General features: G+C 67.6%; 9 protein-coding genes and 1 tRNA gene. 5 read left to right on the forward strand and 5 right to left on the reverse strand.

The window, feature by feature from the left end; all coding sequences use genetic code 11:
- Positions 1-6: 6 nt before the first annotated feature.
- The 3 genes from AC1D1A_RS09010 to AC1D1A_RS09020 all read right to left on the reverse strand — a co-directional run bounded on the left by AC1D1A_RS09010 (position 7) and on the right by AC1D1A_RS09020 (position 4,179).
- The gene (locus AC1D1A_RS09010; RefSeq protein ID WP_476947561.1) at positions 7-2,346 is read right to left on the reverse strand and encodes a carbon starvation CstA family protein; all 2,340 of its coding nucleotides are present in this window, start codon (positions 2,344-2,346) and stop codon (positions 7-9) included.
- Between the two features lie 134 nt (positions 2,347-2,480).
- A complete protein-coding gene (locus tag AC1D1A_RS09015) occupies positions 2,481-3,017 on the reverse strand; it encodes a PadR family transcriptional regulator (protein WP_476947562.1) in 537 nt (178 codons plus the stop codon).
- A gap of 178 nt (positions 3,018-3,195) precedes the next feature.
- Complete coding sequence (locus AC1D1A_RS09020; RefSeq protein ID WP_476874207.1) at positions 3,196-4,179, reverse strand: NAD(P)H-quinone oxidoreductase; 984 nt, start codon at positions 4,177-4,179, stop codon at positions 3,196-3,198.
- A gap of 163 nt (positions 4,180-4,342) precedes the next feature.
- Between AC1D1A_RS09020 and AC1D1A_RS09025 the strand changes: the two genes are divergently transcribed.
- A tRNA-Ser gene (locus tag AC1D1A_RS09025) sits at positions 4,343-4,430 on the forward strand.
- Between the two features lie 758 nt (positions 4,431-5,188).
- Positions 5,189-5,470 (forward strand): YciI family protein, encoded by a 282-nt coding sequence (locus tag AC1D1A_RS09030; RefSeq protein ID WP_476947563.1) that lies wholly within the window; start codon positions 5,189-5,191, stop codon positions 5,468-5,470.
- Positions 5,471-5,525: 55 nt separating this feature from the next.
- Here AC1D1A_RS09030 and AC1D1A_RS09035 read toward each other — a convergent pair whose 3' ends face one another.
- The gene (locus tag AC1D1A_RS09035) at positions 5,526-6,413 is read right to left on the reverse strand and encodes a helix-turn-helix transcriptional regulator (protein ID WP_476947564.1); all 888 of its coding nucleotides are present in this window, start codon (positions 6,411-6,413) and stop codon (positions 5,526-5,528) included.
- A gap of 232 nt (positions 6,414-6,645) precedes the next feature.
- On the opposite strand from AC1D1A_RS09035, the gene AC1D1A_RS09040 reads away from it, so the two are divergent.
- From AC1D1A_RS09040 to AC1D1A_RS09050, 3 genes are all read left to right on the forward strand, one after another.
- The gene (locus AC1D1A_RS09040) at positions 6,646-7,905 is read left to right on the forward strand and encodes an MFS transporter (protein ID WP_476947565.1); all 1,260 of its coding nucleotides are present in this window, start codon (positions 6,646-6,648) and stop codon (positions 7,903-7,905) included.
- A gap of 124 nt (positions 7,906-8,029) precedes the next feature.
- Entirely contained in the window at positions 8,030-8,833 is an 804-nt protein-coding gene (locus tag AC1D1A_RS09045) for a VOC family protein (protein ID WP_476947566.1), read from the forward strand.
- A gap of 374 nt (positions 8,834-9,207) precedes the next feature.
- Entirely contained in the window at positions 9,208-13,779 is a 4,572-nt protein-coding gene (locus AC1D1A_RS09050; RefSeq protein WP_476947567.1) for an ExeM/NucH family extracellular endonuclease, read from the forward strand.
- A gap of 256 nt (positions 13,780-14,035) precedes the next feature.
- Here the strand turns inward: AC1D1A_RS09050 and AC1D1A_RS09055 are convergent, their stop codons facing one another.
- Complete coding sequence (locus AC1D1A_RS09055) at positions 14,036-16,255, reverse strand: FAD/NAD(P)-binding protein (protein WP_476947568.1); 2,220 nt, start codon at positions 16,253-16,255, stop codon at positions 14,036-14,038.
- Positions 16,256-16,275: the final 20 nt, after the last annotated feature.

A 16,275-nucleotide genomic window follows, 5' to 3' on the forward strand; every position in this document is an offset into this window, starting at 1 on the left:
CCCGCATCAGTGGTGCCCGGACTTTTCGAGCCGGTCTCCGGCCGGGAGCTGATTCCATTCGGCCACGAGGTCACGCTCCGCCGCCGTGGGGACAAACCCTGCCGGGGCGAAGACACGGGAGGCCCGGGCGGGGTCTTCGTTCTCGGCGTTGGGGAGCCCCGCGGCCGTGTTCCGCAGGGCCTTGATGGTCGCCATCACCGCCGTGACGATGACGATGATGCTCAGCACCACGAAGATGATCGACAGCCATCCCTGGATCATGGTGTTGCGGACCACGGCCTCCATGGCGGCCTGGGTCTTGGCGGTCCCGAAGGACGTCTTGCCGTCCGCCAGAGCCTTGGCGAAGGCTGCGTTGTTGGCGAAGTAGCCCACCGCCGGAACGGGCGAGAAGATCTTGTAGAAGCTCGCCGTGATGGTCACGACGGCGGCGAACGCCAGCGGCGCCGCCACGATCCACAGGTACTTCCGGGCGGTGCGCTTGGCGGCAATGGCCAGGCAGACCGAGAGGGCGATGGCCGCGAGCAGCTGGTTGGCGATCCCGAACAGCGGGAACAGGGTGTTGATGCCGCCCAGCGGGTCGGTGACGCCCATCAACAGGACCGCGCCCCAGGCGGCCACCATGATGGCGGTGCAGAGCCAGGCGCCCGGGCGCCAGGAGTGTTCCTTGAACTTCGGGACGAAGTTGCCGATCGAGTCCTGGAGCATGAAGCGGGCAACGCGGGTGCCGGCGTCGACGGCCGTGAGGATGAAGAGGGCCTCAAACATGATGGCGAAGTGGTACCAGAAGGCCATCATCGCGGTGCCGCCGATGAACTGCTGCATGATGTGGGCAAGGCCGACGGCGAGGGTGGGCGCGCCGCCCGAACGCGACACGATGCTTTGCTCCCCCACGTCCTTGGCCGTCTGCGCGAGATCACCGGCCGTGATGTTGACGCCGGACAGGCCCAGGCTGTTGACCCACGCGGCCGCGGTCTCGACGGTCCCGCCGGTCAGCGCCACGGGGGCGTTCATGGCGAAGTAGATGCCGCGGTCAATGGAGATTGCGGCCACGAGGGCCATGATGGCCACGAAGGATTCCATGAGCATGCCGCCATAGCCGATCAGGCGCGTCTGGCGCTCCTTCTCGATCAGCTTCGGTGTGGTGCCGGAGGCGATCAGCGCGTGGAACCCGGACAGCGCGCCGCAGGCGATCGTGACGAACAGGAACGGGAACAGGGCGCCGGAGAACACCGGACCGTTGTCCCGGCCGGCGAACTCGCTGAAGGCCGGCACGGTGATTTCGGGGCGGACCACGATGATGGCCAGCGCCAGCATCACAATCACGCCGATCTTCATGAACGTGGAGAGGTAGTCGCGGGGGGCCAGGAGGAGCCAGACGGGCAGGATGGCTGCGATGAAGCCGTAGATGATGAGGCCCCAGGCGATGGTGACCTTGTCCAGGTGGAAGAACGCGGCACCCCATTCGGTGCCCGCCACGGCGCCGCCGCCGATGATGGCAGCCATGAGCAGCACGAAACCGATCACGGACACCTCCATGACCTTGCCCGGCCGGATGAAGCGCAGGTACACGCCCATGAAGAGGGCGATCGGGATGGTCATGCCCACCGAGAAGACGCCCCAGGGGCTCTCGCCGAGGGCGTTGACAACCACCAGGGCGAGGATGGCCACGATGATCACCATGATGAGCAGGGTTGCGACGAGGGCGGCCGTGCCGCCGATGACGCCGAGTTCCTCGCGGGCCATCTGGCCCAGGGACCGGCCCCCGCGGCGCATGGAGAAGAACAGGACGAGGTAGTCCTGGACGGCGCCGGCAAGGACGACGCCGATGATGATCCAGATCGTGCCGGGCAGGTAGCCCATCTGGGCCGCGATGACCGGGCCCACCAGGGGGCCGGCGCCGGCGATGGCGGCGAAGTGGTGGCCGAAGAGGACGTTGCGGTCCGTCCGGACGTAGTCCTTGCCGTCGGCCTTGTATTCGGCCGGGGTGGCACGGCGGTCGTTGGGCTTGGTCAGGTAACGCTCAATGACCTTGGAGTAGAAGCGGTAGCCGATCAGGTAGGTGCAGACGGAGGCGAACACAAACCAGATGGCATTGACGGTCTCGCCGCGGATGATGGCGAGCATGAACCAGGCGATCCCGCCCAGCAGCGCAATGGCCGCCCACAGCGCGATCTTGGCGGGCGTCCAGGCGCGGTCCGCGGCGTCGCGGACCGACTCATCCACCGACGTCGGCGGGAGGGACGGGTCCGGAACGACCCCGTCGTCGAGTTGCGCGGTGCCACGCGCGCTGCCCTGCGTGAGGTTGTTTGTGCTTTCGCGTTGTGTGCCATCTGGCATTGTGCCCATGTCTCCTCCTTGAGAAACCCAGCTGGGCAGTCCACCGGTACAGAACTGCCCTCCGGCACCCTACCAATGCGGGCGGGTCCCGGTCGGGTCCCTGCGCCCGGCGGTGTGGATTGCGCGACGAGCGGTCGGCCCGGCTACGCCCGGAGGTTGCTGAGCTGCACGAGGCGGGCCTCGCAGAGGTCCAGCCAGCGCACCTCGGCTTCGGTCTGGAAGATGAGGGAATCCAGCACCAGGAGCCTGGCGGTGTCGGCCGGGCGCTGAAGCGCGGCCGTGTCGCGGCGGGACTTGGTGTAGTCCTGCAACGCGCGGATGGAGACCGTCCGCTGGGCCTGGATGATGGCGCCGACGTCTGTCCCGGGAATTGTGAGGCCGAGGGCGAGCTTGATGGCCAGTTCATTCCGGGGCGGATTCGCGCGGGATACCGGGGCCGTGAACCAGGAGCCGACTTCGGTCCGGCCGGCCGGGGTGATGCTGTAGATGACGTGCCCGTCGCCGTCGCCGCCGTCTTTGCGGACCAGCCCGTCGCGTTCCAGCCGGTCCAGGGTGGTGTAGACCTGTCCGATGTTCAGCGGCCAGGAGGACCCGGTGCGGTCCTCGAATTCGGTCCTGAGCTGGTACCCGTAGCGCGGGCGGTCCTGCAAGAGGGCGAGGAGACTGAGACGGATAGACATGGCGCCCCCCGGAATCGCTAAGTCACGAAATCACACAGCATACACGCGCCCCAAGACGCGTGTATACCGCGTATGGAACCACGCTATCGCCTTTGGTGTCCTTGCCGCAAAACAGCGCATGCCCCGCACGGAATAAGTCGGCCCGGACCTGCGGTTTCAGGCCGGATCCGGCACCCCGCTACATGACCAGCAGGACCTTGCCCACGTGGTCGCCGGAGTCGAAGTAGGTGTGTGCGGCGGCGACCTGGTCCAGCGGGAAGCTCTTGGCCACGAGGGGCCGGATCCTGCCGTCGGTCAGCATCGGCCACACGGCGTCGCGGACGGCGTTCATGATCACGGTCTTTTCCTCGACCGGGCGGGGACGCAGCGCGGTGGCGATGATGGCGGCCCGTTTCTGCAGCAGCTGGCCAAGGTCCAGTTCCGCCCTCGCGCCGCCCTGCAGCCCGATCACCACGAGGCGTCCGTAGTCGGCGAGAGCATCGATGTTCTGCTCAAGGTACTTGGCCCCGACGACGTCGAGGATGACGTCCGCGCCCTTTCCGCCGTTTTGCGCGCGCAGGCTCGCCGGGAAGTCTTCCTCCGCGTAGTTGATGGCGATGTCCGCCCCGAGGAAGGCTTTGGCGGTGCCGACTTTTTCCGCGTTCCCGGCCGTCGTGGCCACGCGGGCGCCAACGGCCTTGGCCAGCTGGATGGCCATGGTGCCGATACCGCCTGTGGCTCCGTGGATGAGGACAGTTTCGCCCGGCTGCAGCTGCGCCGTCATGATCAGGTTGGAATAGACCGTCGCCGCGACCTCGGGCAGCGACGCCGCCGTGACCAGATCCACGCCGTCGGGGATCCTCAGGACCTGCCCCGCGGGGACGGCCACCTGCTGGGCGTAGCCGCCGCCGGCGAGCAGCGCCACCACCTTGTCCCCCACGGAAAACGCCTTGGTCACGCCCGGACCGAACCCTGCGATCCGGCCGGAGACCTCCAGCCCGGGGACCTCGGAGGCGCCCGGGGGCGGCGGGTAGAAGCCCTTGCGCTGCTGGACATCGGCACGGTTAAGGCCTGCGGCCACGACGTCGATCAGCACCTCGCCGGGGCCGGCCACCGGGGCCTGAACCTCACGGACTTCCAGGACCTCGGGTCCGCCGGGCTCTGATATATAGACAGCCTTCATGGAGCACTCCCGATTCCTAACTGGCTCCGCGCACGTTCGCCGCGATCGCCAGGTCCGATCAACATCACTCCCCAGAATATGGCGGGGAGCTGCACGCGTCCGCAAGCGCACCGTGTTTTTGGTTTTTGTTGCAGCCGACTGCCTATGAAAGACTACTCGTTAGGGAAGGTTGTCCGAGCGGCCGATGGAGCTGGTCTTGAAAACCAGTGTGCGGTGACCCCGTACCAAGAGTTCGAATCTCTTACCTTCCGCGGGAGCGCAGATCTTGCGCGGTTCAGAGGCCGGCCCGGGGCGATCGAAAGATCGTTCCGGCCGGCCTTGCTCGTCTCCGCCCCGGAGTGAAACTCCCGACCGGCCCAAGAATCATCAGCTGTCAGTGTTGGCCGTGTTGGCGGCCAACTGGCAGCCCAAGCTAACGGTTCAGCACCGTCTTTCGGACCTGACAATAACTTCCGGCCGCATACCTGATACTGAGGTCTCGAGCGGGATAATCACCCCGCCGTCGCAAATATTGGGGGAACAAAAAAGTGGGTCTCAACCGCACCGGGTTTTACGCGCATGTCACAATGGCGGGCATTGCGCTCAGCCTCGTCCTTGCCGGATGTGCATCACAGCCAGGAACTGATCCTGCCGCTGCCGCTCCGCGCTCGACCACCGGGTCCAGGCTGGGGCCGCGCCGACCGTGACGGCCACACCAACCGCCACTCCAGCACCGGTGGCGCCGACCGCCAGCGCGGCACCCCCGGTTGCGGCGCCTGCCCCGTCAGCGAAGCCTGCAGCACCTGCGCGGAAGACGTTCACTTTCCCGGATGGCCACATTTCCTTCACGTATCCGTCGACCTGGACCGTGCGCACGGTCCTCCCGCCTGCCCGAACCGTCCCCGGCGTTGAAGCGATCGTTTCCGACGGCGCCGGCAACGATCTGCTCTCACTACAAACTGGCTTTACCACTGGTTGCGCAACTGCGCCCACCTCCCGCGAAGTGTTCGATAAGGTGCAGGCTCCGGGAATGACCGCACCGGACGGCACTAAACCCGTTTTTGGGTTCGCCGTGGAATCCTCTTCGACCCGCGATTCTTACGGAATGGGTCTCCGCGACCCTCGATACCTGGAGCAGGGCAAAGGCGTCACCTCAGGCTGCGGGCTCCTGGCCACGGGGAACGGCGGGCTCACCACGAGTGTTCTTTTCAACGACCCCGCGTTCCCGACCCGGGCCGCCGCTAAGGCCTGGATGGCAACAGACCAATACGCCCAGCTCAAGGCGCTGCTCATCAGCCTGAACTACGTCTAAGGCAACTCTGGCGCCGGGTAACACGCTCGCTGGCGGGCACGGAACTTTCCCTCCGTCAGCTGGTTGCCCGGCGCCGTTCGATCGTGGCGTCTTCGCTTGCACTCCAGCTGGCGAGGAGGTGCAGCCGTTCCGCTGAGGGCGAGCCCGGCTCGGCGGTGTAGACCATGAGGACCAGGCCCGGTTCCGCGGTGATCGCCAGTTCCTCGTAGGCCAGCGTGAGTTCGCCGGCCACGGGGTGGTGAAAGCGTTTCGTGCCGGACCCGTGGGTCCGCACATTATGGGCGCCCCACAGTGTCCGAAACGTCTCACTGCGGGTCGACAGTTCGCCGACCAGGTCCTGCATGGTGCGGTCGTGGGGGTCGCGGCCGGCTTCAGCGCGCATGATGCCGACGCACATTTCACCGAACAAGTCCCAGTCTGGGTAGAAATCGCGCGAGGCGGGGTCGAGGAACTGGAACCGCGCCAAGTTCGGGGTTCGGCCGCCGTCCCCGATCACCGGAGAGTAGAACGCCCGGCCCAACGCGTTCGTCGCGAGCAGGTTCTGGTACGGGTCGCGAACGAATGCGACGCCCTCGGTGATCGCTTCCAGCGCCCACTGCAGGCTCAGACGCGCCCCGGCCTGGACGGTCGCGCGCTTGCGCGACCGTCCCGAGGTCGGGATGCCGTCTGCGGCGCGGGCCAGATCGAACAAATGGGCACGCTCGGTGTCATCAAGCCGGAGGGCACGGGAGATGGATTCGAGCACGGACGAGGACGCACCGGCGATCGAACCGCGCTCCAGCTTGGCGTAATACTCCACGCTGACGTCGGCGAGGACCGCAACTTCGCTGCGCCTCAATCCGGCCACCCGTCGGTTCGAGCCTGCCGCAAGGCCCGCTTCTTCCGGCGTCAGTCGTGCACGGCGCGACATCAGGAACTCACGAACTTCACCCCGGTTATCCATGCATCAAGGGTAAATCGCTGCGGCCAAACAAGGGGTTCCCTCCCGGTACACGTCTCACCGGGGACTCCCCCGCCCGCGGAAATCGGGCTTGACTGGCCAGAGGGTTGAGCTGTGCTTCCCGGCCTGCGGAACGGTCGACGCCGTCGGGCGAGGCGCCGCTTCCTGTGGCTACGCAGCCACGCATGACCAACCCCAACGCTGAGGCATTACCGCCACCCACGAAAGGAACCGCATGACGACCGCCCCCACCCGAACACCGGCACAGGAAGCCAGAGCATTAGTCGACGGCACACCAGAGGGCAGCGCACAAGAAAACAGAGAACAAGAAGACAACGCACAGCAAAGACTGCCCCTGACCGCACTGGTGGTCCTGGCCGCCATGGGATTTATCCTCGTCGCCACCGAGACCATGCCTGCCGGCCTGCTTCCTGTCATTGCCGCCGGCCTCCACACCGGCGAAGGTACGGTGGGTCTGCTGGTCAGCGCGTACGCCCTCGGAACGGTCATCGTCACCATCCCCGCGATCATGCTGACGCGTGGCATGCGACGAAAGCCGCTGCTGCTCGGCGGTATCGCCGGTCTCGTGCTTGCCACCACGGTCACCGCAGTCTCCCCCGATGTGACGTTGTCACTCGTGTCACGATTCTTTGCGGGCGCGTTCTCGGGAATCATCTGGGGAATGCTCGCCGCTTACGGGCGCCGCATCAGCCCGCCCCGGCACGCAGGGTTGTCCTTGGCCATCGTGTCCACCGGGGCGCCCCTCGGATTCGCGTTCGGCACCCCACTCGGCGCCTGGATCGGAACAGCTTTCGATTGGCGCTGGTCATTCGGTGCCCTGTCCGCCCTGGGGGTCATCGTGGCTGCGCTGATCCTCGGATGCGTCCCCGACGCCGCCGGCCAACCGCGAGCGTCACGGCTCCCCCTGGGCCGGGTGTTCAAAATCCCCGGCGTCGCAGTCATCCTGGCCGTCATCGTCGCCTGGATGCTCGCCCACAGCACCATCTACACCTACATCGCCCCCTACCTCCGGGCCACCGGCACCGGCCTCTCCGCCAGCCTGGTCCTGCTGGTCTACGGCATTGCGTCCGTTGTCGGGGTCGCCGTCACCGGTGCGCTGCTGGACCGCCACCCGAGGCCCCTCCTTCACCTCAGCGTCACCGTGTTCGTCGCTTCCGGACTCATTCTGCTGATCGGACATGCATCGGTAGTCGCCATCCTGATCGCCGCCGCGCTCTGGGGCCTCACCTTCGGCGGCGCATCAGCCCAAGTCCAGGGACCACTCACCACCGCCGGAGGCGACAACGCCGACGTCGCCAATGCATTCCTCCCGGTCGCCTTCAACCTGGCTATCTTCGGCGCGGGCATTCTCGGCGCGCTCCTCCTGACCCCATTCGACGGGCTGGCGCTCCCGGTCGTCATGATCGCGCTCGGCATCACCGCCCTGCTGCTCACCCTGTACGGCCGACGCTCGGCATTCCCGCGCCGGCTCTGACTGGCTATGCATTGAAACTGTCTGTGCCCCGTCATAGTCTCTCTGTGTCTCCACCACCCATCTCCACACAAACCAGAGTCCGGAGGCCGCATGTCAACGGCCGCCACAGAGAGCAGGAGCTTCCATGCCCACACCCGAGCACTCCAACGGCGCACCATGTTGGATCGACCTCATGACATCCGATGCCGAGAAGGCCAAGGCGTTCTACGGTGCGCTGTTCGGTTGGACGTACCAGACCGGCGACGAAGCAAAATACGGCGGCTACATCACCGCCTGGAAGGACGGCAAGTCCGTCGCCGGCCTGATGCAGAAGCAGGAGGATCAGGCCGCCTGGCCGGACATGTGGTCCACGTACCTGCGCTCGGAGGACGCCGCCGCCACCGTCAAGGCTGCAACGGAACACGGCGGCCAGGTCTACATGCCGCCCATGGACGTCCCCGAACAGGGCAGCATGGCGATGATCGCCGACGCCACGGGCGCATCGGTCGGCGTGTGGCAGCCGGCTGAGATGAAGGGCTATGAACTGGCGGCCGAGCCCGGTGCTCCGGCGTGGCACGAGCTCCATTCCAAGGACTACGCCGCCGCCGTCAAGTTCTACCAGGACGTGTTTGGCTGGGACACCGACGTCATGAGCGACACCCCGGAGTTCCGCTACACCACGCTGGGCGCGGGCCCGGCGGCCAAGGCCGGGATCATGGACGCGTCTGCCTACCTTCCCGCCGAGGTCCCGTCCAACTGGCAGGTTTACTTCGCGGTGGAAGACGCCGACGCCTCCATCGAGACGGCCGTGTCCCTCGGCGCCAAGGTCATCGACGGGCCGGACAACACCCCGTTCGGCAGGCTCGCCACACTGACCGACCCCACGGGCGCGATGTTCAAGATCGTGGCTGACACCGGACAGGGCGGGCAGTCCGCCACAGACGCCTAACCGGCCAGGACACCAGAGCTCTTCCCACCTAATTACAAAAATTGTTGTAGGAAATACCGGCCAGAGCCTTCCCTGAGGGCTACTGGCCGGTATTCTGCTGTGGAGCGTCCGGTGGAGGCACCCGGATACAACTCACCCGCATCACCAGTCACCATTGCCCGGGGCTTTCGAGCCGCTCCGGGAAGGCTGCGGCGCGTCCCGCTGGGGGGCGTCCCGCCGAATGCACGTTTAGTCCATACGTTGTTCATTCACCCCTGTTTGGATGGGCCCGGCACGACTTGACCAGGAGTTCTGGCCGGCCACTGTCCGCTGCACCCTGCGGACGCACTGCACCCTGCCCTTTACCCGGGGCACCCTAATGAGAGTTAGAGCGGATGAAACTAACACCCTGGAAAACAGCGCTGGGCTCAGCACTGTCGGCGGCGCTGATAGCAGCCCCACTGGCGGCGGCCGTGCCGGCTAACGCCACCGAACCCTTGCCGGCAGCAGCCGGAACCTCGCCGGTGGTCATCAACGAGGCCTATCTCAGCGGCGGCAGCTCCGGCGCTGCCTTCAAGAACAAGTTTGTCGAGCTGTACAACGGCTCCGACGCGCCAGTCTCACTGGAGGGCTGGAGTCTCCAGTACCGCTCAGCCCCGGGCACCGGCGCGCCGAGCTCGGTGGCAGTCCTGGCCGGCAGCATTCCCGCCAAGGGCTACTACCTGCTCAAGGGCGGCAGCAACGGCACGGCCGGCGCCGACCTGCCGGCCGCCGACGCCACCGCTACCGGCTTCAACCCGGCCGGTGGCGGCGGCACGATCGTGCTGGCCAAACAGGCCACAGCACTCAATCCGCTGCCGACAGGCTCGGTCATCGAACCGGCCAACGTCGCGGACCTCCTCGGCTACGGCACCTCCAACACCTTCGAGGCCCAGGCGGCCGCGGCGCCGTCGGGAAACACCGACGTCAAGAGCATGAACCGCAGCAACGGCGGGGACACCAACAACAACGCCGCCGACTTCGCACTGAACGCAGCCATCACACCGACGGCGGCCAGTGGCGCTGCCGGCCCCGTGGACCCGCCCGTGGATCCACCCGTGGACCCGGGGCCGGGCACGCCTCCGGCCGCCAAGACCATTGCCGAAATCCAGGGCAACGGCACCGCAAGCCCGCTGGCAGGATCCTCGGTCACCACCCGCGGCAGGGTCACTGCCACGTTCCCCACCGGCGGCTTCGCCGGCTACTACGTCCAGGCCCCCGGCACAGGCGGCGATCTCACGCCGGCCAACCACGCGGCGTCGGACGCGGTGTTCGTCTACTCGCCGTCGACAGTCGACGCCGTCAGGATCGGCGACTACGTCGAACTCACCGGCGCAGTCAGCGAATTCTTCGGCATGACCCAGCTGAACGTCGCCGCGGCGGCCGATCTGAAAAAGCTCACCGAGGCCGCCCCCGAGGTCAAGGCCACCGGCTTCGCCCTGCCCGCCGACGAGGCCTTCCGTGAGTCCCTCGAAGGCATGCTGCTCACCCCGCAGGGCCCCGTCACGGTGGCGGACAACTTCTCGCTGAACCAGTACGGCGAGATCGGCCTGGCCGGCGGCACCACCGCGCTGGCGCAGCCCACCGCCGTCGCGCCTTTCGGCTCCGCGGAGTACACCGCCACGGTCGCGGCGAACGCCGCCCGCGGCATCAAGCTCGACGACGGCGCCACCACGAACTTCCTCAAGGACGCCGCCACCAAGGCCCAGGTGCTCCCGTACATGACCACTACGGATCACGTCCGGGTCGGCGCGCCGGTGACGTTCAAAACCAACGTGGTGCTCAGCTACGCGAACAATGCCTGGAAGTTCCAGCCCCTGACCCAGCTGACGGCCGCCAACGCGGACACCGTCCAGCCGGCCAGCTTCGGCGCCACCCGCGCGGACACCCCCGCGGCGGTTGGCGGCAATCTCAAGCTTGCCTCCTTCAACGTGCTGAACTACTTCCCCACCACCGGCGACCAGATCTCCGGCTGCACGTTCTACCCGGACCGGGACGGCAACCCCATCACGGTCAAGGGCGGCTGCGACGTCCGCGGCGCGGCGAACGCGGAGAACTTCAAGCGGCAGCAGGACAAGATCGTCGCGGCGATCTCCAAATCCGGGGCCGACGTAGTCACGCTCATGGAGGTCGAGAACTCGGCCCAGTTCGGCAAGAACCGGGACGACGCCCTCGCCAAGCTCGTGGATGCCCTGAACATCGCCACCCCGGGAATCTGGGACTACGTCCGCACGCCCGCCAACGCACCCCCGCTGGCGGACGAGGACATGATCCGCACCGCGTTCATCTACAAGAAGGCTGTCGCCGAACCGATCGGCGAATCCATCATCCACAACGACACGGTCGCGTTCGCCAGCGCCCGCAAGCCGATGGCCCAGGTCTTCAAGCCGGTCGGCGCCGCCGATGACAAGAAGTTCATCGCGATCGCCAACCACTTCAAGTCCAAGGGCTCCGCCGCGACGCCGGATGACACCGACAAGGGCCAGGGCGCCTCGAACCTGGCGCGCACCGCCCAGGCCAAGTCCCTGCTGGCGTCCGCCGACGAACTGCAGAAGTCCAAGGGCACGGACAAGGTCTTCCTGATCGGTGACTTCAACTCCTACGCCAAGGAGGATCCGATTAACGTCCTCACGGGCGCCGGGTACGTCAACCAGGATGAGAAGGCCAAGAACGCCGACGGGTCCGCCAAGCACTCCTACCTGTTCGGCGGCCTCGTGGGCTCGCTGGACCACATCCTCGCCTCCCCGGCGGCCAACGCCGCCGTCACCGGCGCGGACATCTGGAACATCAACTCCGTGGAATCCGTGGCGCTGGAGTACAGCCGCTACAACAACAACGTCACCGACTACTACGCTCCGGACCAGTTCCGGGCGAGCGACCACGATCCCGTGGTGGTGGGCCTGAACTTGCCCGTCACCCCGGCAAGTGTTGAGCTGAACTTCCTGGGCATCAACGACTTCCATGGCCGCATCGATTCCAACACCGTGTTCTTCGCCGGGACCATCGAGAAGCTGCGCGCCGCTGCCGCCCCGGGCGCCACGGCGTTCATTTCGGCCGGCGACAACATCGGCGCCTCGCTGTTCGCCTCGGCGATCGCCAAGGACCAGCCGACCATCGACGTGCTGAACGCCCTGGAGCTGCGCACCTCCGCGGTGGGCAACCACGAGTTCGACGGCGGCTGGGCTGACCTGCGCGACCGCGTCACTGCCGGCGGGACCAACGCCAAGTTCCCGTACCTGGGCGCCAACGTCTACGCCAAAGGCACCACCACCCCGGTCCTGCCGGAATACACGGTCCTGGACATGAACGGCGTGAAGGTCGCCGTGATCGGCACGGTTACGCAGGAGGTGCCGTCCCTGGTCACGCCGTCAGGCATCGCGGACCTTGAATTCGGTGACCCCGTCGACGCGATCAACCGGGTCGCGGCGAAGATCAAGGCGGACAAGCTCGCCGACGTCATCATCGTGGAGAACCACGACGGCGCCGGGTCGGGCGCACCCGAGGGCGCCACTTTGGAGCAGGAAATCGCCGCGGGCGGCCCCTTCGCCAAGATGGTCCAGAAGGTCACCCCGGATGTGGCGGCGATCTTCAACGGCCACACCCACAAGCAGTACGCGTGGGACGCCCCGGTCCTGGATGCGGCGGGCCAGCCCATGGGCAAGACCCGCCCGATCGTCCAGACCGGAAACTACGGCGAGTTCATCGGCCAGATCCAGCTGACCATCGACACCAGGACCATGTCGGTGACCGGGTACAAGGCCGGCAACGTCCAGCGCACCACCAGCGCCGCGCAGCCGGCAGCCGATCTTGTGGCGCAGTACCCGCGCGTCGCGGCCGTCAAGGCCATCGCGGACAAGGCCCTGGCCGACGCCGCGGTGGTCGGCAACCAGCCTGTCGGCAAGGTCACGGCGGATATCACGACGGCGTTCGCCGGTTCCCCGGCTGTGCGCGATGACCGGAGCAGCGAGTCCACGCTCGGCAACCTGGTGGCGGACTCCCTGGTGGATGCGCTGAAGGCGCCGGACCTCGGCGCCGCCGAAATCGGCGTCGTCAACCCGGGCGGCCTGCGCAACGAGCTGTACTACGCGCCCGACGGCACCATCACGTACGCCGAGGCCAACGCCGTGCTGCCGTTCGTGAACAATCTGTGGACCACGTCCCTGACCGGTGCGCAGTTCAAGACCCTGCTGGAGCAGCAGTGGCAGACCAACCCGGACGGCACGGTTCCCAGCCGTGCGTACCAGCAGCTGGGCCTGTCCAAGAACGTGAACTACACCTACGACGCCGCCCGCTCCGCCGGTGACCGGATCACCTCGATCCGGGTCAACGGTGCAGTGATCGACCCGGCGAAGTCCTACCGGATCGGGACGTTCAATTTCCTGGCCACCGGCGGCGACAACTTCCGCATCTTCAAGGAAGGCGCGGGCACCAAGGACTCCGGGCTCGTGGACCGCGACGCCTGGATCAAGTACCTGCAGGCCCACAACCCGGTCTCGCCGGACTTCGCCCGCCGCTCCGTGGCTGTCGTGAACACGACGGCGGCCGAGGTCAAGGGCGGCGAATCCATCACACTGGCGGTTTCGAAGCTGGACCTCACCTCGCTGGGCAGCCCGGTGAATGCCTCGCTGCGCGCCGAGTTCACGGACGCCGCCGGCACCGTGACGGGCCTGGGCACGGTACCGGTGACCGCCGGCGCCGCCAACGTGAGCGTGTTGGTTCCCGCTGGCGCCGCCGCCGGCACGGGCACCCTGGTGCTTACCGCCGTCGAATCCGGCACTGTGGTGAAAACGGCGGTGAAGGTCGCGGCCAGCGTCCCCGTCCCGCCGAAGTGCACGCCGCCGGTCAAGCCGACCAGGCCCGGGGATCTCGTGGGCCAGGTGAACTACGGGACAGCCATGGCCGCCTACCGGAAGTGCCTCAAGGGCTGATGCCTTAGCCCGGACTTCCTGGTCGCCCACCACGGCACATGCCCTCCCCTGGCCCGCAGCACTGGACATAAGCACCAACTGTCCACTGCCCGGCCCCAGGGGAGGGCTTGTCCACTCTTGAGCGGCTCCGGAGCGGCGGGCGGGCTACGGGCTACGGGCTAGGGGCTACGGGCTACGGGCTACGGGCTACGGGCTACGGGCTACGGGCTAGGGGCTACGGGCTACGGGCTACGGGCTACGGGCTACGGGCTACGGGCTACGGGGCCAGGATGTCGCGGGCGATCTCGTCGGCGTCGCGCAGGGTGCGCTGGCCGCTGCGGTAGACCGGGCCGGTCTTCGGCCGGGCCTCGGCGGCGATGGCCGTGCCCCATTGCGTGGCGGAGAGCTGAAGCCCGAGCACGTAAAGCCCCGGCGTCACGGACCCATTGGCACCCAGCGGCCGGTAAGGATGCGGGACGACGTCCAGCCCGGAAGTCTGCACCGGGGTCCCCTCCACGCTCATCATGAGGCGCGGCCGCACCAGCCCCTCGGCGAGCAACTGCTCCAACAAGGGCGAAGAGTTGACGGCCACCCGGTTGGCCGGGGCCAGCGCCTCGATCATCGCCGCCGCTGACACAGCCCCCGCCCCGGAACCGGACACGGCGGCCGCCCCAAAACCGGACACGGCGTTCTCCGTCCGGTCCCTTACCGCACCCGCGTGCGCCGTCCCTGATGCAGCACCGATCACGCCGGCACTGCCCACAAAACCGCGGACCCCAGCACCGCCCGCGGCAGCACCACCGATGCCGGCAGGCTCCATCGCGGCACCTTCCGCCCCGCCGTCGGCGCTTTCATCCATTCCGCCGCCCACCCATGGTGACGCCGCGGTGAACATCCGGGCCCGCCGGTCCACGCCGAACTTGGGGTCAGGGCCCACGAAGCGCACGATTCCCGCCCGGGCCAGCGCCGCGAGCTGCGCGGAGCGCAGCGCCGGCGGACCGCTCGCCAGGCCTTCCACGAATGATTCGAACCAGCCCCGGAGGCCCGCGACCCAGGATTCGTCCGTGATGCCGCTATCGGCCACAGCGGTCTTGAGCACGGCCCGGCCGTGGTGCAGCGCGCCGATCGCCATCTTCACCGGATCGTCCTCACCAAGGGCCGAGCGCCGGGCGTCGTCGAGCAGGTAGTCGACGACGGCGGCGTCCAGTTCGGCTCTGGAGTCAAACGAGCGCCCGGCCAGGGGCGCAGCGAGGCCGAGCAGGTCCAGGCGGTGGGATGCCCGGACATGGACGGCAATCACCGATTCCGCCGTGTGCTCCCATTTGACGGTCGAGTGAGCGTGCGGCCGCAAAGACTCGTCCAGGGCGCGCAGGAACTCGGCCGGGCCGGTCAGGATGGCATCGGGCTGCGAGCGCGCGAGCGTGGAGTAGTAGGCCCAGACCGCGTCCCGGTGCAGGAGCGGCCAGAGGTCGTAGTCGAAGGAGGGCCGGATTCCGGAGTCGGCGAACTTCGCGATCGCGCCCTCAGTGCAGTAGCGCAGCCGGACCGTTCCGGGGTAGTAGCCGGTGAGTGTCGCCTTCGCCCGGTAGGGGGTGCCGCGGCGTGAGGCGGCGATGATGAGCGGTTCGCGGCCGGACGGCAGATACGTCAGTTCAGCGTTGCCCTCTCCGGCAACGAACCGGCCGCCGCGCCCTTCCGTCAGCTGTCCCATCACGTCAAAGAAGTTCAAGCCCATGCCGCGCACCAGGACAGGTTTGCCTCCCGGCACCCGGGACCAGTCGACGTCGGCGGGCGCCGCCGGCGGCACGTACAGGAGACCGAGTTCCTCCGCCGCGGAAAGCAGCTCCCGCTGTTCAGGGTTTAACCGCGCGTCGAGGTGGCCCACGGCCAGCACCACGGAGTCGACGGTAATTATGGTGCCGTCGTCGAGCACGACGTCGAACCGCACCGCAGCGTCCTCCGCGCCGGCCGGCCCGGAGGCGGCCAGGTCCGGGCCCGGCGCCGCGGCGGCCTCCGCGGCGTGGCGGACGGACGTCGCCCTCGCCGCGTGGAAGTCCACGCTGACGCCGGCCGGCAGCACGGTGAGCAGTTCCTCGAGGGTGGACCGCAGGTAGCGGCCGTAAAGGGCCCGGCTGGGGAAGTCCGCCTCGCCGAGCCGTGAGAGCTCGGCACGTTCGTCGTCAGTGAGCGAAGGGTGCGGGTGGGCCTGCTGGAGTTCGCGCCACTGGTCGAATGTGCGCCCGGCCAGGGGCGGCACGAGTTCCGGGTCTTCGGGGACCACGGTGGGATAGAAGGACTGCGTGTTCATCAGGTACAGCCGCGACTGTCCTGGCTGCCAGACGTGCCCCGGGCCTGCCGGGTAAGGGTCCACGACGTCGATGTGCAGGGTGCCCGCGGAGCCGGTGGAGGCCCAGTTGGCGAGGAGCCGTTCCAGCGCGCTCGTGCCCCGGGGACCGGCGCCTATCACTGCCGTCCGGATGCTTCGAGATATGCCCACGGCATCCAGCGTATCGGCAA

It is taken from the genome of Arthrobacter sp. P1_B9, from assembly GCF_056406495.1.